The organism is Tumidithrix elongata BACA0141, assembly GCF_036349135.1.
GTDB lineage: Bacteria > Cyanobacteriota > Cyanobacteriia > Pseudanabaenales > Pseudanabaenaceae > Tumidithrix > Tumidithrix elongata.
Genome location: NZ_JAZBJZ010000009.1, coordinates 1 through 17,426 on the forward strand (window position 1 = coordinate 1; position 17,426 = coordinate 17,426).

Annotated in this window: 16 protein-coding genes and 1 other RNA gene; 8 read left to right on the forward strand and 9 right to left on the reverse strand. The window is 46.4% G+C overall.

The features are described from left to right. Positions 1 to 30: 30 nt before the first annotated feature. A complete protein-coding gene (locus V2H45_RS03805) occupies positions 31 to 753 on the reverse strand; it encodes an Eco47II family restriction endonuclease (protein WP_408648719.1) in 723 nt (240 codons plus the stop codon). A gap of 197 nt (positions 754 to 950) precedes the next feature. On the opposite strand from V2H45_RS03805, the gene V2H45_RS03810 reads away from it, so the two are divergent. After that, the gene (locus V2H45_RS03810; RefSeq protein ID WP_330482290.1) at positions 951 to 1,568 is read left to right on the forward strand and encodes a DNA-3-methyladenine glycosylase family protein; all 618 of its coding nucleotides are present in this window, start codon (positions 951 to 953) and stop codon (positions 1,566 to 1,568) included. Between the two features lie 83 nt (positions 1,569 to 1,651). Here V2H45_RS03810 and tkt read toward each other — a convergent pair whose 3' ends face one another. Then, on the reverse strand, positions 1,652 to 3,646 hold the full coding sequence (gene tkt / locus V2H45_RS03815; protein WP_330482291.1) for a transketolase: 1,995 nt from the start codon (positions 3,644 to 3,646) through the stop codon (positions 1,652 to 1,654). Between the two features lie 503 nt (positions 3,647 to 4,149). On the opposite strand from tkt, the gene V2H45_RS03820 reads away from it, so the two are divergent. Beyond that, positions 4,150 to 4,353, forward strand: coding sequence for a DUF751 family protein (locus V2H45_RS03820; protein ID WP_330482292.1), 204 nt, complete (start codon positions 4,150 to 4,152; stop codon positions 4,351 to 4,353). Between the two features lie 108 nt (positions 4,354 to 4,461). On the opposite strand, the gene V2H45_RS03825 is transcribed toward V2H45_RS03820, so the two are convergent. Beyond that, a complete protein-coding gene (locus V2H45_RS03825) occupies positions 4,462 to 4,680 on the reverse strand; it encodes a hypothetical protein (RefSeq protein ID WP_330482293.1) in 219 nt (72 codons plus the stop codon). Between the two features lie 215 nt (positions 4,681 to 4,895). Here V2H45_RS03825 and rbfA point away from each other — a divergent pair, with 215 nt between their 5' ends. Beyond that, positions 4,896 to 5,306 (forward strand): 30S ribosome-binding factor RbfA, encoded by a 411-nt coding sequence (gene rbfA / locus V2H45_RS03830; protein ID WP_330482294.1) that lies wholly within the window; start codon positions 4,896 to 4,898, stop codon positions 5,304 to 5,306. Between the two features lie 170 nt (positions 5,307 to 5,476). Here rbfA and rpsB read toward each other — a convergent pair whose 3' ends face one another. The 4 genes from rpsB to V2H45_RS03850 all read right to left on the reverse strand — a co-directional run bounded on the left by rpsB (position 5,477) and on the right by V2H45_RS03850 (position 9,762). After that, the gene (gene rpsB / locus V2H45_RS03835; protein ID WP_330482295.1) at positions 5,477 to 6,262 is read right to left on the reverse strand and encodes a 30S ribosomal protein S2; all 786 of its coding nucleotides are present in this window, start codon (positions 6,260 to 6,262) and stop codon (positions 5,477 to 5,479) included. Positions 6,263 to 6,465: 203 nt separating this feature from the next. Continuing rightward, positions 6,466 to 7,146: a hypothetical protein gene (locus V2H45_RS03840; RefSeq protein ID WP_330482296.1), complete on the reverse strand. Its 681-nt coding sequence runs from the start codon at positions 7,144 to 7,146 to the stop codon at positions 6,466 to 6,468. A 195-nt stretch (positions 7,147 to 7,341) separates the two neighbouring features. After that, on the reverse strand, positions 7,342 to 8,922 hold the full coding sequence (locus V2H45_RS03845; protein WP_330482297.1) for a peptidoglycan-binding domain-containing protein: 1,581 nt from the start codon (positions 8,920 to 8,922) through the stop codon (positions 7,342 to 7,344). Positions 8,923 to 8,934: 12 nt separating this feature from the next. Continuing rightward, the gene (locus V2H45_RS03850) at positions 8,935 to 9,762 is read right to left on the reverse strand and encodes a YaaW family protein (RefSeq protein ID WP_330482298.1); all 828 of its coding nucleotides are present in this window, start codon (positions 9,760 to 9,762) and stop codon (positions 8,935 to 8,937) included. A 171-nt stretch (positions 9,763 to 9,933) separates the two neighbouring features. On the opposite strand from V2H45_RS03850, the gene menD reads away from it, so the two are divergent. Then, positions 9,934 to 11,814 (forward strand): 2-succinyl-5-enolpyruvyl-6-hydroxy-3-cyclohexene-1-carboxylic-acid synthase, encoded by a 1,881-nt coding sequence (gene menD, locus V2H45_RS03855; protein WP_330482299.1) that lies wholly within the window; start codon positions 9,934 to 9,936, stop codon positions 11,812 to 11,814. A gap of 61 nt (positions 11,815 to 11,875) precedes the next feature. On the opposite strand, the gene V2H45_RS03860 is transcribed toward menD, so the two are convergent. Next, positions 11,876 to 12,544 carry a TetR/AcrR family transcriptional regulator gene (locus V2H45_RS03860; protein ID WP_330482300.1) on the reverse strand — a complete coding sequence of 223 codons (669 nt, stop codon included), beginning with the start codon at positions 12,542 to 12,544 and terminating at the stop codon, positions 11,876 to 11,878. A 173-nt stretch (positions 12,545 to 12,717) separates the two neighbouring features. Here V2H45_RS03860 and V2H45_RS03865 point away from each other — a divergent pair, with 173 nt between their 5' ends. Beyond that, a complete protein-coding gene (locus tag V2H45_RS03865; RefSeq protein WP_330482301.1) occupies positions 12,718 to 13,743 on the forward strand; it encodes an NAD(P)-dependent alcohol dehydrogenase in 1,026 nt (341 codons plus the stop codon). Between the two features lie 21 nt (positions 13,744 to 13,764). Here the strand turns inward: V2H45_RS03865 and ssrS are convergent. Continuing rightward, positions 13,765 to 13,949, reverse strand: a non-coding RNA gene (ssrS, locus tag V2H45_RS03870) — 6S RNA. Positions 13,950 to 14,297: 348 nt separating this feature from the next. Here ssrS and V2H45_RS03875 point away from each other — a divergent pair. The 3 genes from V2H45_RS03875 to V2H45_RS03885 all read left to right on the forward strand — a co-directional run bounded on the left by V2H45_RS03875 (position 14,298) and on the right by V2H45_RS03885 (position 17,413). Beyond that, on the forward strand, positions 14,298 to 15,113 hold the full coding sequence (locus V2H45_RS03875; RefSeq protein ID WP_330482302.1) for a mechanosensitive ion channel family protein: 816 nt from the start codon (positions 14,298 to 14,300) through the stop codon (positions 15,111 to 15,113). A 488-nt stretch (positions 15,114 to 15,601) separates the two neighbouring features. Beyond that, a complete protein-coding gene (locus V2H45_RS03880) occupies positions 15,602 to 16,951 on the forward strand; it encodes a vanadium-dependent haloperoxidase (protein ID WP_330482303.1) in 1,350 nt (449 codons plus the stop codon). A gap of 147 nt (positions 16,952 to 17,098) precedes the next feature. After that, complete coding sequence (locus V2H45_RS03885; RefSeq protein ID WP_330482304.1) at positions 17,099 to 17,413, forward strand: DUF1330 domain-containing protein; 315 nt, start codon at positions 17,099 to 17,101, stop codon at positions 17,411 to 17,413. Positions 17,414 to 17,426: the final 13 nt, after the last annotated feature.

The following is a 17,426-nucleotide window of genomic DNA, read 5'->3' on the forward strand; positions in this document are numbered from 1 at the left end:
GATGATTCAAATCCTCCTAAAACGTCTTGCTTAACTTCTCAAACACTCTCTAAGTAAGTAAATACTTCTCAGTAAATTAGGATCGATATCCGCTAGCTCACTAAATACAGAGTTTGACTCAGCTTCAAAATCGCTATTCTCTAGAATATCTTCGATGATCGACGGTAGTTTTTCACACAATTCTTTAAATGCAAACCTATTACCAGTTACGAATTCATAAAACTTGTCAATAGAAACGCGACGTATTTTTTCATTTGATACAGTTTGACCATCTAAGCTCATTTTCCATACAACATTCTGACTTTTTTTTGATATGACTTCTACTAGCAAACATGTTGCATCTGGATTCGACAGCAAGGTACTTTGCATTCTCATGTAAGTCTTTTGAGAAGATGATGAATTCATCGTGTTATGCTTATTTTTCATCTCAACAAAGTAACTAAGTTTTGGATTGACTACGTCATAGCCTTGGGCTGGGACTTCCCATCCATTACCCATGTATCGAAATATGTTTTGATGGAAATAGCCAATGTGGTTTGTGTTGGATTTATCTATTTGCCTCAGAACTTCATTCTCTATTACAGAATTAATGCTTTTTCTATACACTTTTGCATCAAACGTCAATTTGATGGGATCTATTAGGTTTTCACTGAATTTCGTTAAATTAATCTTGAATCTGTATTTTTGAACAGTTTCTTGAACGTGGTTATAAATGTCGTCGTTACTTATAAAGCCAAGATTGTAATCACGCATATTTTCTTTTTGCTGCACATCATTTTTTATCTGAATCTTGACATATGAGTATTTAGTATACTGAATTTTTAGGACAGACTATTGAGTGCAAGTTTAACTCCTTTCATAGCGCAGGATAGTTTTATGGTTTCCTTGATATTCTATAGATCGTCGTGCCGTCACAATTTGCTCTGCCGTCTCCATCACAATGTAATGCTATGCAACATGCTGAAGCCGAAGATTTTTTACAGAAGTCAGATCCCATACTTGCCGAGATTATTGCTCAAGTTGGAGCATGTCGTTTAGGTGAAGAGAGCGTGGAAGGAGATGTCTTATCTGGATTGGTGCGATCGATTCTCTATCAGCAACTGTCTGGCAAAGCCGCAGCGACCATTCATCAAAGATTTCTACAACTTTATCCCGATCGCTTACATCCCACTGCCACAGATATTCTAAATACTGACGATGATGCTTTACGAGGAGTGGGAATTTCGCGACAAAAGATTGGATATCTCAAGGATTTATCGCAAAAAGTAATCGATGGGTTACCGAGTCTCGCAGAACTAGAGAAAATGGATGATGAAGCGATCGTCAAAACCCTGACCGAGGTCAAAGGCGTGGGACGTTGGACGGTACAGATGCTATTAATCTTTCGGATGCATCGCTTGAATGTCATGCCTGTGGATGATTTAGGCATTCGCATGGGTATCAAAAAAGTGTATGGATTGGACGAGCTACCCAATAAAAAACAAATAGAAGTCCTAGCTCAAAAATGGCAACCCTATTGCTCGATCGCATCGTGGTATTTATGGCGCAGTTTGGAACTTAAGGCATAATTGCAAAAAGGAGCTAGGAATTTCGCAGAAGTCCTGCATTCCTAGCTCCTCAATTTTGAATCTAAATTCTCAACAGAGAACGATTAACCAAGCACTTTGCGGCTGGTGGCAATCACGTTATCGACAGTAAAGCCAAACTTTTCGTAGCAAGTAGGTCCTGGTGCAGAAGCGCCATAGGTATCGATCCCGATTACGGCTCCTTCAGTACCGACATACTTATGCCAGCCCATTGTCGAACCAGATTCTACAGAAACACGCTTCTTCACGGATGGAGGAAGAACGGAATCTTTATATTCTTGGGTTTGCTCTTCAAACAGTTCCCAGCAAGGAAGTGAAACAACGCGAACAGCTTTGCCTTCTGCGGCGAGGGTTGCGGCTGCCTTGGTTGCCAACTCTAGCTCGGAACCAGTAGCAATGATGATGAGTTCGGGATTTGCAGCATCGACGACCACATAGCCACCTTTCGCTACACCTTCAACCGATGTACCAGGAAGGTTTTTAACATTCTGTCGGGTGAATGCTAAGAGAGAAGGACGCTTGCGATTGGCGATCGCGATTTCATACGCACCAACCGTTTCTTTGGCATCCGCAGGACGCAATACCAACAAATCAGGAATTACGCGGAGAGAAGCTAAGGTTTCCACAGGTTGGTGGGTAGGCCCATCTTCACCCAGCATGATCGAGTCATGGGTCATGATGTAGATTGCGCCAACTTGAGATAATGCAGACAGGCGAATAGCACCACGCATGTAGTCAGCAAATACCAAGAAGGTAGCACCGTAGGGAATCAGCCCACCGTGTAACGCCATCCCATTCATAATTGCGCCCATGCCATGCTCGCGCACGCCAAAGCGGAAGTTACGACCTTCATAGGAGCCAGCTTGGAAGTCGGGAACACCCTTGACATAGGTCATGTTGGAGTGAGCCAAGTCAGCCGAACCACCTAGAAACTCAGGCAGGACAGGGGAAAGAGCGTTCAAACAAGCTTCGGACAATAGACGGGTAGAGGTTTCTTTTTGAGTGACAGGTTCGAGTGCCTTTTGCCAACCATCTGGTAATTCCCCAGCCATAATCCGCTTAAATTCAGCAGCTTCGGCAGGGTAGGCTTTTTCATAAGCAGCAAAGCGTTCGTTCCATTCTGCTTCGGCGGTAGCACCCTTGTCGATCGCTTTTCTAAAGCGCTTGAGGGCATCTTCAGGTACCACAAAGGGATCGTAGCTCCAACCCAAATTGGCACGGGTAGCGGCGACTTCATCTGTACCTAGGGCGGCACCATGCACGCCAGCGGTACCAGCTTTTTTGGGCGAACCAAAACCAATCGTCGTGGTGACAACAAGTAAACTAGGCTTATCGGTAACTTTCTTGGCTTCCGCGATTGCCTTGGCAATGCTGTCTAAATCTTCGTTGCCATCAGCAACGTGCTGAACGTGCCAACCGTAAGCTTCATAGCGCTTGCCTACATCTTCGGTAAACGCAAGATCGGTGCTGCCGTCAATAGAGATACTGTTGCTGTCATAGAGCATGATCAGCTTACCAAGCTTTAAGTGTCCGCCCAAAGAAGCTGCTTCGGATGCAATCCCTTCCATGTTGCAGCCATCACCTAAAATCACATAGGTATAGTGATCGACAATGTTATGACCTGGTTTGTTAAAACGTGCGGCTAAATGCGCTTCAGCGATCGCTAACCCTACGGCATTGCCCACACCCTGACCCAAGGGACCTGTGGTGACTTCCACGCCTTCGGTCTCAAAGTTTTCTGGATGCCCAGGGGTTTTGCTGCCCCATTGGCGAAATTGCTTAATTTGATCTAGGGGTACGCTATCGTAACCAGTCAGGTGCAATAGGGAATATTGCAACATGCAACCGTGACCCGCCGACAGCACAAAGCGATCGCGGTCAACCCATTTAGGACTTTTGGGATTGAACTTAAGAAATTGGTCAAATAGCACAAAAGCCATAGGAGCCGCACCCATAGGCAATCCTGGATGACCAGACTTTGCTTTTTCTACTGCGTCTATGGATAAAAAGCGAATTGAGTTTATGCAGAGTTGTTCTAAAGTTTGGGTTGCCGCAGCCATAATTGTCTTTTACCTGAGTTTATACCTAGCTATATTCTCACCCAAGCTTGACACCAAACAATAGAAATTTTTAATTTTCGTGGGTTTTGATACCAATTGCGATCGCTTTGGCAGGTTTGATTCGTTTAAATATCGGATTTATGCCACGCAAAAATGACGGATTTTCAGATCTATTATTAGAAATCTCCTAAATTGGTCTGGTAGGATCTTTTTAGGATTTGGTCGATCGCTCGACTACTGAGAGATTTATTTCTGGGCTCATCGTCAAGGTCACCTAGAATCGCGAATAAATCTCAATATTAACTAGGGTGAGCTTTTCGTTTAGAGTTTTAGTCTTAAGGTCCGTGTGAGCTTACTACCTAAGTCCTACTAAAATTAGATTTCAGGATTGAGCTTTGACCCACACAATCACTCATCTAAAATTCCCATACAACCCAAAAAGGACTTACTCCCTAAAATATTCAGACTAGAGATTCAGCCCCTAGATAAAAACTAGATAAAACATGAAAAACTTTTTTAACAACCTCCTCCGCTACCCCAAATTCTTAGCTTTAATTACAGCGGGAGTGCTTTCGATCGTGATTCAGCCGCTTGTGCCTTTATTAAAACGACCGCTTACAGCGATCGTGCTGATCGTTGCGCTTGTGAGCGGCTTTATTGGGGTATCTCTAGTTTTACGTGCCATGCTGGGATTGGATGCAATTTAGTGAAGAACGAAGCATTCGAGACCTACAAGCTCTCAGGGATTACGAAGAATGATGTCCGAATGCTTTGTTCCTAAAATTAAGCCTTAAAGTTAAGAAGCGATCGTAAACTTAAAATGCTTTACCAAGACCAAGACACACGCCAGGTGGGCAATCACAATTCGGCGATTGGCTGCTGTTGCCATCTTGATGTCCCATTAAATATGCCATCTCCGCAACTTTTACGCTCAAGTTGGTCAAAGCCAAGGCAACATAGGGATCTAAAGGCTCGGTAATATCCATATATAGCTTTTCAATAGAACGAATAAGGGGCTCTGGAGCTTGGATCATAAGTCCTCCTAACACATCATAGGTACGTTTTACGTAAGCATTCGCTCTTGCAAATATGGAAATAATGAGTATAAATGCTTGTTAGAACTATAGCTTTGATATCAGAGTAAACTGTAATCAGAGATACGAACATTCATCTTTTTGCCATATTGCTAGCAGTGATATCGCGCCAAGCATTGATAAATATAGGTTCTAGGTTTTGAGGTTGAGATTTTATGGCTACTAGTCGGCGAGTTGCACGCGTTGCAGAACTAATCAAGCGAGAGGTTGGGAGCATGCTGCTGCAAGAAATTAAAGACGATCGCGTGGGCGTGGGTATGGCAAGCGTGACCGATGTGATTGTCTCAGGCGATCTCCAACATGCCAAGATTTTTGTGAGTATTTACGGTACTGACGAAGCCAGAGCCGAAACCATGGAAGGACTACTTGCGTCCACAGGCTACGTGCGACGAGAAATTGGGCAAAGATTATCCTTACGACGCACGCCAGAAATAGTGTTTGAAGAAGATCGTTCGTTTGAGAGAGGCGTAAAAGTTCTATCTCTGATCAATCAGCTCAGCCGCGATCGCCAAGAAAAGGAAGCAAGCAATGAGGATACGGATAGCGAAGAAAATTCACTGCTCTAGCTCGAAATAACAGAAAAGAGGCTGAAGAACTAAAGTTCTTCAGCCTCTCTGGATTTGACTATATTCCTTGATTAACCTCTCCCCTGCCCCTCTCCTGCAAGGAGAGGGAATCTAGCTTTCAAGAACTGTTCTCGAAAGGGGTAGGTTTTGCTTATCGAAAAAATAACTGACTAGACTTCCGTTTCGGCAACGTCTTCAGCGACAATTTCTTCTTCAGCCGCGATCTCCGCATCTTCTGGAACATCGTAGGCATCATAGTCAACTTCATCAACTTGACCGTGACGACCTTCGTAAATAGCATCAGCCAGTTTACCCACGATCAGTTTGATCGAACGGATGGCATCATCATTCGCAGGAATAGCGATATCCACTGTGTCAGGATCGCAGTTGGTATCCAACATAGCCACAATTGGAATTCGTAGCTTTTGGCATTCTTGAACGGCGTTATACTCGCGCTTTTGGTCAATAATCACCACAATGTCTGGGGGCTTGCGCATGGTCTTGATCCCGCCCAGATATTTTTGGAGCTTTTCCATTTCACGGCGTAAAACGGAAGCTTCTTTTTTGGGAAGGCGATCTAAAGCACCGCTTTCATCGCGACGTTCTAGATCCTTTAAGCGCTCGACGCGAGTTTTGATGGTCGTCCAGTTGGTGAGCATACCCCCCAACCAGCGTTGGTTGATGTAGTAGCTACCGCAGCGTAAGGCTTCTTGGGCAACGATCCCAGCGGCTTGACGCTTTGTACCGACAAACAATACTTTTTTGCCCTGTTCGGAAGCTTGGCGCATGTAGTTATACGCTTCATCCATATACTGGGCAGTTTGCACCAAGTCAATGATGTGAACACCATTGCGCTCGGTGAAAATGTATGGTTCCATTTTGGGGTTCCAACGACGCGTTTGGTGCCCAAAGTGAACTCCCGACTCTAGCAACTGGGCTAGGGAAACAACTGGCATATATGATTTTCTCCTTGTGTTCGGGTTTATCCTGGCACTTGGGCGTATTTTGGGGCAGTTTGCTGTTCGTTCTTGGCTCTTAGCTGTTTGGAAGCTAAATGCCAACGACTAACTACTTCTTGCCTATAAAACACCCGAATCCCCAAGTGTGTGTGTATTTTTTCAGCTTTTCTAGTCTACACCAATCTGCTCAAAACCGTTTCTCAGGAACTGTGGCGAATTTTGACGATCGCTGCCCCAGTTACTACCGCGTAGATCGGCAAAAAGCCCATAAAGAAAAACAGTAAGCTAAGCAAACGGGTCTCGCCCCTGAGAATTGGAATCATGGCGATCGCGGCGGCAAGCATCAAGCCAACATTCACCCCAATCCACCACAGCGATCGAGGCAGCGATCGCCGCAAAATTAACCATTGCAATCCGCCTAGTAGTAAACCTGAGAAAGCTACCCAAACGGTTGCGATCGCCAATGCTGGCAAATGGACTAAAAAGGAAACCTCTTCAAAGCTGCCGTCTAGATTGCCGATGACGCCCGATACGGGCATATAGGCCAACTCACCGAGGGCGATCGCCACGACCGTCCATCCAACCGTGCTGGCAAGAATCCACCAACTCGAACGTTTGGTGAGTTTGCGCACAACAAACCATTGTAAATAGCCAATCGCTACCCCAAAAACGATCGCCCCAATCAGGATCGCTGCGAAAATAACACAGCCCGTTGCGAGAATATTCTGGCGGCAAAAACCAAAGGACTGTAGGGTAGGTCCTAAAAAATATAGACCGAGGAGACTGGCGGGAATGCCAAATACATTACCGATCAGAAAGCCACTGATCGTGCATAACACCCAGCGCCACCATAGCCCCACGTCTGATAATTGTGGTTTCATTGACATCTGCGTGTTACTCAGTCTAACTAGACAATTTGTAAAGGAAGTATAACGAGATCGAGATTTAGGCAATATCTCAGGGAATCCACGCCTCACAGGGAATTGGTTTGCCAGAAATCTCCTTATTTATACATTGTATAGTGGTGCGCTTTCAGCGTTTAGAATTTCGTTTTGTGCGACATTCGTAAATCCCAACTAAATCAGCTCTTCGGTTACCACCCGTCGAACGATCTCTGTGACCTCTGTTGCCATGCGTGCATCGACTTCCAGAGCTTCTTGGATCGGATCGTTAAGTTGCTTGGCGGCGCGTAGCGTAAAACAAAACGATCGCAACTTCCCCTCCCCATTTGTCTGTTCTGCAAGTCGATCGACAAATTGCACAAACGCGGTATAGGTGGCTTCAGTCCGATCACGAATGAGACTACGACCAAAACCCATTTTTGAGATCACCACAGGGGCGCTAATTTGATTTTGTAACCCTAGGGTGGCGATCGCGGCGTCAACATAGCGGGCTGTATCCATACCCATAACACGGACGAGGGTTTGGAGGCTATGCCACTGGGCACCTGGCAGACGCGCTGTGGCTGGGATAGCGTGATGCCATCCTAGCAGGGAGATAAAACGGGTGAGGTCATAGGCGGAAAGGGTATTGCTCCCACCATTTTTGAAGTGGGTTTCGGTGGCGGGCGGTAAAATTGTACGTTTGGTATTTGGGTCTAACAAAACGGGCTGACTGATATAAGGCGGCTCGCCATATAACCCTTTAAACTCTAGGGCTTGATTGCCTGTCACTTGCTGTACCCATCGATCGAGCTGGGAAGGCGTAGCAAATTGCTTGCACATGGCAGCCAAAGCATTAGAAGTCATGGCTCCAACTTCTTCGTAACTGACAATTCTTTGGAGGACTTCTGCGATCGCAATCGAACCCTTTTGTTTTTGAGCATCCGTAACTAACAAACTGGCGATCGCGGTCTTGGGGGCAACTTGATTTGCTTTCGAGATCAAGTGCAAAATTGCCAAAATCTTGGTAGAACTCCAAAATTCTACGTTTTTGAGCATATTTTTGCCCAACCAGCGGGTCATGATATGCCCGTCCACCAAGCTACCGATACAGACACAAGCCTCCGTGATATCTGGGTGCAAAAATGCCAAGCTAAGGTTATCAATCGGGGGAATCACCCCCAAATTAGGATAGGGCGTAAATCTCACCCGCTGGTTTGTGGTTGCCGACACAGCGATCTGACCGTAGGAAGCGATCGCGATCGCGGGCAAAGTGGCTAAGCGGTTGGCATATTGACCGATCTCCTGTTTAAACGGAGAAGCAGGGAAACTATAGCTAGCAGAGTCATTCGTGACGGTAGAGCCATTTACGCCTCGATCTAAAATGGCAAGATGCTCTTCGGTTAAAAATTTCTGCTGTAACAGCGTATTTTGAATATTCGAGAATTTTTGGAAGACACGCTCGGAATCGCTAGCGCGATCGAGCACGATCGCTACGACTTCAGGAATGCTCAGGAGACTATTTACGGCAGAATTAGAGCGATCGTTGAAGTCTATGCCTAGCTTTGGATCTACACCCATGTCTAAACCCATATCTAAACCCATATCTAGACTTAGCGCATCGCTAAACTTAAATAGGGCTGATTGCGTGTACTGCCCCAAGATCCCATCCACGCCAGCATCGTATAGCCCTAACTGCTGTAGATAGCTCTGCACTTGGGTGACGAGGTCAGAATTGGCTTTTAAGCGATCGGTTGAGGGTGCAAGTGCTTGCATAGGGTGATTTCTTTAATAGTCTCTTAGCAAGCGAATTTGCGCCAAGGTGAAAATAACGGGAATAATGCGACTGTAGTTGGTCGCGATCGCTCGCCAACCCAAATCCGCAAAAAACAATCCCCATAAAGCAGGCGTGATCAAGGCAAAGGCAGTACGAGCGGCGGTGTATTGGGTGGCAGCAGCCACCATACCTCGTTTGGCTAGATAAGTAGATAGGTATGCCTGCAATCGCGTCGCGATCGCCGTGCCTCCCGCTTTGAGTGCCTCCCGACCAACTTGATAGGTGGCAAAATGCCAAGCCATTTGTCTTGCAATCAAGAGCATGACCGCAGGCTTGACCACAGTCGTCACTGCCAAGGCACTGCCCCCTTTTAGTACCAGACTGATGGGGTCGCGTTGGAGGTCGCGGGGCAGGGACTTTTGCAAATCTGACTCGGTGAGAGCAGATTGCATCGAAGCATTGAGGCTATTTTGTTCTGAGGGCGACATGCGTTGCCAAGAGCGGCTGATGAGGCACAAAAACAGCTCTGATTCGATCTCGGCTACGGTCTGAGCGGCAGAGTATTTAACCTTGAGATGCTGACAAACGCGCTCTAAAACCTGACGATAGCTGACTTGAGACGTTTTTCTCTTTAAGACCGTAAACCCATCAGCCGCCAAAAACTTGAACCGCTCGATAATTGCTGCAATTAACTGCGATCGCTCCTGACTTTGCACCTGCGCGACGGGTGGCATGGCAAAATAGTCAATGGGATTAAATTTTCGCCTAAATAGAATGTCAGCAATCTGATCTAGTTCATCATCGGTCGCTAAGGCTAAAGCAGAACTTAACTCATCCATTGGCTTCCTTCTCACATGTACTTTTTAGGCTACTTGCTAGACGCAACTTGCCAGTTGATACTTCCACAATCATACTCACGATTACACAATTCTATCGTCGCCAAGATTACTCTCACCCCCAGCAACGTAAAAGTTATTTCATTCGTCATCCAACCCAATCTATCACTCTAAATGAACACAGCAAACCGTAATACCCTGTGGGCAAGTATCGTAGCGGAAGAACTCTATCGGTCTGGCGTACGCACCATTTGCATTTCACCAGGTTCGCGCTCTACGCCCTTGGCGATCGCGTTTGCTGCCCTCCGATCGCAGGTAGAAGGGTTGGAGGTTTTGATTCACATTGATGAGCGATCGAGTAGTTTTTTTGCCCTTGGGTTAGCAAAAGTTCGATCTGAGCCTGTGGTTTTGCTCTGTACCTCTGGGTCGGCAGCGGCAAATTATTACCCTGCGATCGTGGAGGCTTACTATAGCGGCATTCCCCTCGTGATCTTAACTGCCGATCGCCCACCCGAACTAAGAGACTGCGGTGCGGGACAAACGATCGATCAGATTAAGTTGTATGGAAATCACGTCCGTTATTTTTTTGAAGTGGGGACACCTGCCATATCGGGAATGCGGCTGCGCTATTTGCGATCGCTGGTCGGTCGCGTGGTGAGTATGGCAGAGGGCAAAGCCTATACCCTAGCAGGGCCCGTGCATCTCAATTTTGCCTTTGCCGATCCCTTAATCCCTGTCAAGGTAGCAGACGATCTGCCTGAGGCTTTAGAAGCCTCCGATCCCACGGCATGGCATGGTAGACAGAATGTCGAGCGTCCCGAGCAAACTTCAGATCGAAGCCCAAGCCCAAGCCCATCTCAACGTCAGGCCTATGTGCAAACGGTCACAGGCAGAATGATTTTGAGTACGGATGCGATCGCGACCCTTGCCAACCAAATTACCAGCCATCCCCAAGGCGTAATCGTTGTGGGGGTCTATGATGCTCCTGCGAGCTTTGCCAAGGCAGTGAGAAGGTTATCGCAGGCAACGGGCTATCCTTTGCTAGCCGAGTCCACGGGGTTAGATCGACGGGGGGCGATCGGGCATTACGACAGCTTTTTGCGATCGCCGCAGTTTAGCCAAACCTATGCCCCCGAGTTGGCGATCAGATTTGGAGCGATGCCCACATCTAAGCGCTATCAGCTTTGGCTAGAGCAACATATTCAGTGCCAACAAATTATTGTGGGGACGGGGAATAACGACCCCACCCATGGCTTAACCCAGTCGATTTACGCTAACCCGATCAACTTTTGCGATCAACTTGCCGATTATCTCGAAAACTATACCCTGCCCAGTTGGCGCGATCGCGAGCAAAACAAAAAATGGCGACAGGGATTTGAACGCGCAGAAAGTATCGTGAGCGGTGCGATCGCCGAGTTTCTCGCCTCAGTCGATGAGCTGTTTGATGGCAAGGTGTTTGCCGAACTAGGGAAGTGGTTGCCAGCCAACACGCATATTTATATTGCCAGCAGCACGCCGATCCGAGATCTAGATACCTTTTTTCACAGTCAGCAGCCGATCAAAGTCCTAGCAAATCGTGGCGCGAATGGCATTGATGGCACGCTGTCCAGTGCCTTGGGGGCAGCATGGGGATGCAAAGATCCGATGCTGTTAATTTGCGGCGATCTGGCTTTTTATCACGACCTCAATGGGTTGATGGCGGTAAAAAAATATAACGTAAATCTGACCGTAATCTTGCTAAATAACGATGGTGGCGGCATTTTTGAGCTATTGCCGATCGCCAATTTTGAGCCACCCTTTGAAGAATTATTTGGCACGCCCCATGGACTAGATTTCGCTCCGATCGTCACAGCCTATGGCGGCGAATTTGTGGAAATTAAAGATTGGCAGCATTTCCAACAGGCCGTTTTAGATTCTTTGCAGCGATCGGGAACGCAGGTGTTAGAAGTCAAAAGCGATCGCAAACAAAACAAAATACTACATCAGACGCTTTGGTCAAACATCTCAGATTTAATCGATCGCAGTTTTAAAGCTCCTCCGCAAAGTCCAATGTAGAAAAATTCATTCACTTCGATTGCTCAAAAGCGGGATTAACTATACTGACGCAAATCGATTATCAGGCGTTGTGTCGAAACCTATCGAGTCCATTGAGAATCAATTCCAGACCGAACTCAAAGTCATGAATACCATTGTAACGACCCTCCATAACGTAATGTGTGAGCTGGTTCATATAGGGGTATTTGTCAGCGGGGATGAGCGAAAGTCCATGCGCCGCTGCTTCCGAATAATCTGACTTATTGATTGGAAAGTTCAGTTCCTGAAGCGTGAAACCATAGATGTGACTGTCGATCGCATTCCACGCACGATCGGCCATCTCTAATGAAAATCCCGCCTCATACAAGCAGCCTAGGGTCGCATCTATATAGCGCAACATCGCTGGTCCCACATTGAGCCGTGACATCAGCTCCATTGCTGCCCAAGGATGACGTAACAGAACCTCGTGAGCTGAGTTTGCTCGTCGCCGTATCGCTATCTTCCAATCAATGCCAAGCTCAGGCACCTCGATCTCACCAACCACAATGTCAACAAGCCCATCCAGCATGTCGTCTTTGTTAGCAACGTGGTTATAAAGCGACATCGCCTGAACGCCAAGTTCCTGAGCCAGTTTTCGCATCGAGAGCGACTCCAAACCATATGCGTCAGCCAAGCGCATCGCTGCACGTAAAATTCGTTCTCGACTCAACGGAAAGTGGGGCAAAGTATCTAAGTTGCTCGTTTTATTCATCTCACCTGTCTTGAATTGCGCTATAGCTGATAGCGCCAATCTATCCTTGGAAGGATCTATCCGCTTACTATCTTGACAAACTTACGCCGTAAGTTATGCTTACACTGTAAGTATAACTTATGAGTGGCTCAGCTAGCACCTAAGTTATTTCCATCCAAATGATAGAAAAAGCTATGACAACGAATACCCTCTCTCTTGTCCAAGGCGATCGCAAAAGCAATGACAAAATGAGTGCGATCGTTCAGACCGAGTATGGTTCAACGGATGTATTGAGTTTGCAAGAAGTTGACAAGCCCGTCATGTCAGACAATGGCGTACTGGTACGAGTTCACGCCGCTGCTGTCCATGCTGGCGACTGGCATCTGATGCGTGGGACTCCATTCCTGATCCGCTTCATTTTTGGCGGGATCCTGAAGCCCAAAATCAAGATCCTCGGTACTGATGTGGCAGGACGGGTTGAATCCGTGGGCAAAGATGTCACCCAGTTTCAGATTGGCGATGAAGTTTTTGGGGATCTAACTGAATGTGGTTTCGGCGCGTTTGCCGAGTATGTCTGTGCCACCGAAGCAGTCTTGGCGTTTAAACCCACCACTCTCTCATTTGAGGAAGCGGCTACTGTTCCTGTGTCAGCCCTTGCCGCTTTACAGGGACTGCGAGACTATGGGCAGATTCAGGCTGGACAAAAGGTCTTAATTAATGGTGCTTCTGGTGGCGTGGGTTCATTTGCGGTGCAGATTGCCAAGGCATTTGGGGCGGAGGTGACTGCTGTCTGTAGCACGAAAAAAATTGAGATGGTACGATCGCTGGGTGCAGACCATGCGATCGACTACACGCAAATAGATGTGACTAAGAACGGTCGGCATTACGACCTAATACTTGATGTTGCTGCTTACCGCTCGGTGTTTGACTATCTGCCAGTATTAAAGACCAAGGGAAGGTACGTTCTGGTGGGTGGCTCTACCGCTCGACTTTTTCAAGTGCTGTTTTTCGGAGCTTGGATTTCGAGACTCAGTCGCCGACAGGTAAAATGCTTGGTTTCAAAACCAAATCAGGCGGATCTGTTAGTTTTGAAGGATCTGATTGAAGCTGGAAAAATCACACCCTTTATCGATCGCCGCTACAGTCTCAGCGAAGTCCCAACTGCAATTCGTCACATCGAAGAACGGCAGGTGATGGGGAAAATTGCCATTCGCCTATAAAATTTGTATGCAAAAGATTAAAACCCCTCCGCAACGCCGTCTTACCGCAGTTTTTGACCCGGAATAACCAGGTGGAGACAGAACACTTAGCTAACTTAAGTTCCCAAATACTTGTCTGGTTTACTGTTGCTAAGAAGAGGACGCCTCCTCAAAAACAATCATAGATCAAGAAACATTGTTGGTAGTCACGCACGCCACAGAGAGGCAGATACCAATATAAGCGTTTATTTGCCTATCGATCAATTCTTTTATGTTTTTCTGTCTTGAGAGATACAAGACCTGTGGGAATGGGTGAGGCAAAGACAAGCCTAATAGAAAGTCTTCGACCTGGTAGTCCGTCAACGATTAGTTGATGGGTATACGGAATCCAGAAAGTTTTGTGGGTGTGTTTTTTGAGGGGTTTCACCCCTCAAAAAATTCTTGACAGAACACTAGTTTAAAAACTGCGATCGCATCCCCATCGAGATTTTGCCCCTTACCTAATAAAATGTTCGAGTGAGATTTTTCTGAGTCTCACGTTCAACACTAGTGAAGAGGAGTGAATCCCTACATCTATGGATCCAACAACAATTCAAAATGTTCTTACAGCGAACTTAAACCTACTGGCTGGCGCTGCTTTTAAAGTAGTTGCCGCGATTATCCTATGGTTTATTGGTCGTAAATTGATCGATCTATCGATCAGTCTAGCCTCGCGCGCCCTCAAAAAACAACGCATCGATCCCACCCTAATCAGCTACCTGAGCTCCAGCCTATCCGTGCTGTTGAACATTATTTTGGTGGTGGCAATTCTTGGCTATTTTGGTGTTGAGACCACATCATTCGCCGCACTTTTGGCAGCGGCTGGTGTTGCGATCGGGGCAGCATGGAGTGGTCTATTGGCAAATTTTGCCGCAGGTGCATTCCTCATTGTTCTGCGTCCGTTTCAAGTGGGCGACTATATTGCAGCATCAGGCATTACAGGGACCGTGGTTGAAATAGGCTTGTTTGTGACAATCATTAATACCCCTGACAACGTGCGCACGATCATTGGTAACAACAAACTCTTTTCTGAGAATATTCAAAACTTCTCTGCCAATGACTATCGCCGTGTCGATCTCACAGTTCTATTAGATCACACAGTCAACCCCAATGAAGCTGTACGAGTTCTCAGAGAAAGAATTGCGAATATTCCTAACATCATGAGTACACCTGCTCCTGTAATCGAAATTTCACAATTCACCCCCATGGGGCCTGAATTGGTCGTTCGCCCTTTTTGTAATAACACGCATTATTGGCAGGTCTATTTTGACACCAATCGTGTAATTCGTGAAAGCTTTAGTGATTCAGGGTTTGCTGTTCCACAACAACACTTTCAAGTTCGTCAATCTTAAACAGTGCGAGTTAGGTAGAAATCTCGCGAACCTCTCTTCTTTCAATAAGCTTGAGATAATGACTAGCCCTTCTCCTTACAGGAGAGGGGTTTGTTTTTTTGAGCAAGAACGAAGCGTAATTCTCGCACATCCTTTACGAAGGAATTAATGGGAACATGCTCGAATGGAGAAGCTATTGCATTTGTACCAGTTCGCCTTCGTTTGCTACAGTCATATCGCAATAGGGTATAAAACAGATTAACCTAGGAACTTTCTCAGAAAATTCACTTCTTTATAGATAATGTTCAAAAGATCGAATTACAGCCTTAGATGCTTTTAGTGCGATATAAAGGCAGAAAAATCAAGATTTCTAGCCAAAATCAGTCAATTTAAGCTTAAATCACTAGAAACGGGAACATTTCCTGAAAAGCTCATTCTTTAAATACAACAAGTAGATAGCGCCACTAGGACTTCAACAGATTTACATCACCCAATAACGGAGAATCCTAATGAGCATTCTGAAAATCAACGAATTAGCCCTTGAGTTAGTCAAACGTGATTTTAGCGATGGACACAAACCCACCAATGGTGGCCCAACCAAGACATCTCGTGCTTTAGCGCTCATTCACCTCGCTGCCCATGATGCTTACGCAAAAGTGACAGGAAAGCTAACACCCCAGCTTTCAACTTTGCCCAATAAGCCCGCTGCGATCGGTACTGACGAGGTCACTGGAATTGCTGCACTTTTAGGAGCTGGCATCCGAGCTGCCGTGCAACTCTATCCTGATGACGCCGCCTTTATTGCTACAGAAGCCGCCAAAATTATTGCCACTGGAACTAATCCGATCGCATTAAGATATGGCGAGCAAGTTGCCGATGCTTGGTTGAACGAACGGAAAAACGATGGTTCGGCACTCCCCCAAGAGGACACGCTTTTCGATCAGGCTCCCGGTCGGCATCGCCGCGATCCGCTCAATCCCAAGCAGACAACGCTGGGTCGCACATGGGGACTGGTAAAACCCTTCGTGCTCAAGGATGTTGTCGCGGATGCTTATTTAGCACCACCTCCAGCATTAGACACTGTTGAATATGCCAAAGCCTTTGACGAAGTGATTGACATTGGTAAAGATTCCATCATTCGAGGGGGTACAGATGCTAGAAAAAATGCCACTGTCGGTATCTTTTGGGGATATGACGGTTCTAATAAACTCGGAACGCCTCCAAGACTCTACAACCGAGTTGTGCTAGCAATTCCAGAAGTTCTAACGCTCTCCCATGCTCAGCAAGTGAAGCTTTTAACTGCAATCAATGTCGCCATGGCAGATGCAGGAATCGCAGCATGGTACTGGAAGTATGAGTACGATTTTTGGAGACCTGTTGTCGGTATTCGGGAAGCCGATAAGGGCTGGGGCCCAACTGGAAAAGGGGATGGTAATACCCATCGTCAAAAGGGAGATCCTTTTTGGTTACCTTTAGGAGCACCCAAGAGCAATCCTATTACTCCTGAAAAGCCAACATCGATCGCTGAGAATAGCAATTTCACCCCTAACTTCCCCGCCTACCCCTCTGGTCATGCTACGTTTGGCTCGGCTTGCTTTGAAGTAGTTGCCGCTTTCCTTGGTAAAAAACCTGAGAATATTACCGTGCAAGACTTTGTTTCTGGCGAATTTAACGGAGAAACGACAGATAACACAGGTACCATTCGTCCAAGGCTCGTAGAGACTTTTACCCTACGGAAAGCGATCGAAGACAATAAGATTAGTCGTATCTATCTTGGCGTGCACTGGTCTTTTGATGCCACAGGCGGTCAGAAGGTGGGTAATGATGTCGCTGCTAAAGTGGCTGCGGCTTTCAAATAGCCTGCGCTACCAGATGAATCATCGCTTCTCTGCCTAGAATTGTAGTGGCAATCCTAAGTGAATTGCCACTACATACCAGTTGTAATGAATTTGTAGCGCATGCATCTTGCCTGAAAGAATTGGAAGCTGATACCACATCACAATCCTATGAATACAGAAATCATTTTGGTCGTGCAACTTTTTATTCATGTGGGTCGAGAGGTTGAGTTTCAGCAATTTGAAATGGAAGCAGCACGAATCATGCAAAAGTATGGTGGGCGAATTGTAAAGGTAATTCGACCAATAGGCTCAGGACAAGATCCTGTATTACCGCACGAGGTTCATCTCGTATCTTTCCCAAGTATGGAGCAGTTTGAGTTATACCGAAACGATTCAGACCTAGTGAAGCTTGCAGATCTCCGTCAATCAGCGATCGCTCGCACAGAGATCGTAATTGGGCAGGAAGGTAAGCCTTATCTTTAAGGTGGGTGGTTAA

Bases quoted from the DNA above. Each gene is read 5' to 3' on its own strand.
- V2H45_RS03805 (WP_408648719.1), bottom strand. From the start codon at position 753: ATGCGTGATTACAATCTTGGCTTTATAAGTAACGACGACATTTATAAC.
- V2H45_RS03810 (WP_330482290.1), top strand. From the start codon at position 951: ATGCAACATGCTGAAGCCGAAGATTTTTTACAGAAGTCAGATCCCATA.
- tkt (WP_330482291.1), bottom strand. From the start codon at position 3,646: ATGGCTGCGGCAACCCAAACTTTAGAACAACTCTGCATAAACTCAATT.
- V2H45_RS03820 (WP_330482292.1), top strand. From the start codon at position 4,150: ATGAAAAACTTTTTTAACAACCTCCTCCGCTACCCCAAATTCTTAGCT.
- V2H45_RS03825 (WP_330482293.1), bottom strand. From the start codon at position 4,680: ATGATCCAAGCTCCAGAGCCCCTTATTCGTTCTATTGAAAAGCTATAT.
- rbfA (WP_330482294.1), top strand. From the start codon at position 4,896: ATGGCTACTAGTCGGCGAGTTGCACGCGTTGCAGAACTAATCAAGCGA.
- rpsB (WP_330482295.1), bottom strand. From the start codon at position 6,262: ATGCCAGTTGTTTCCCTAGCCCAGTTGCTAGAGTCGGGAGTTCACTTT.
- V2H45_RS03840 (WP_330482296.1), bottom strand. From the start codon at position 7,146: ATGAAACCACAATTATCAGACGTGGGGCTATGGTGGCGCTGGGTGTTA.
- V2H45_RS03845 (WP_330482297.1), bottom strand. From the start codon at position 8,922: ATGCAAGCACTTGCACCCTCAACCGATCGCTTAAAAGCCAATTCTGAC.
- V2H45_RS03850 (WP_330482298.1), bottom strand. From the start codon at position 9,762: ATGGATGAGTTAAGTTCTGCTTTAGCCTTAGCGACCGATGATGAACTA.
- menD (WP_330482299.1), top strand. From the start codon at position 9,934: ATGAACACAGCAAACCGTAATACCCTGTGGGCAAGTATCGTAGCGGAA.
- V2H45_RS03860 (WP_330482300.1), bottom strand. From the start codon at position 12,544: ATGAATAAAACGAGCAACTTAGATACTTTGCCCCACTTTCCGTTGAGT.
- V2H45_RS03865 (WP_330482301.1), top strand. From the start codon at position 12,718: ATGACAACGAATACCCTCTCTCTTGTCCAAGGCGATCGCAAAAGCAAT.
- V2H45_RS03875 (WP_330482302.1), top strand. From the start codon at position 14,298: ATGGATCCAACAACAATTCAAAATGTTCTTACAGCGAACTTAAACCTA.
- V2H45_RS03880 (WP_330482303.1), top strand. From the start codon at position 15,602: ATGAGCATTCTGAAAATCAACGAATTAGCCCTTGAGTTAGTCAAACGT.
- V2H45_RS03885 (WP_330482304.1), top strand. From the start codon at position 17,099: ATGAATACAGAAATCATTTTGGTCGTGCAACTTTTTATTCATGTGGGT.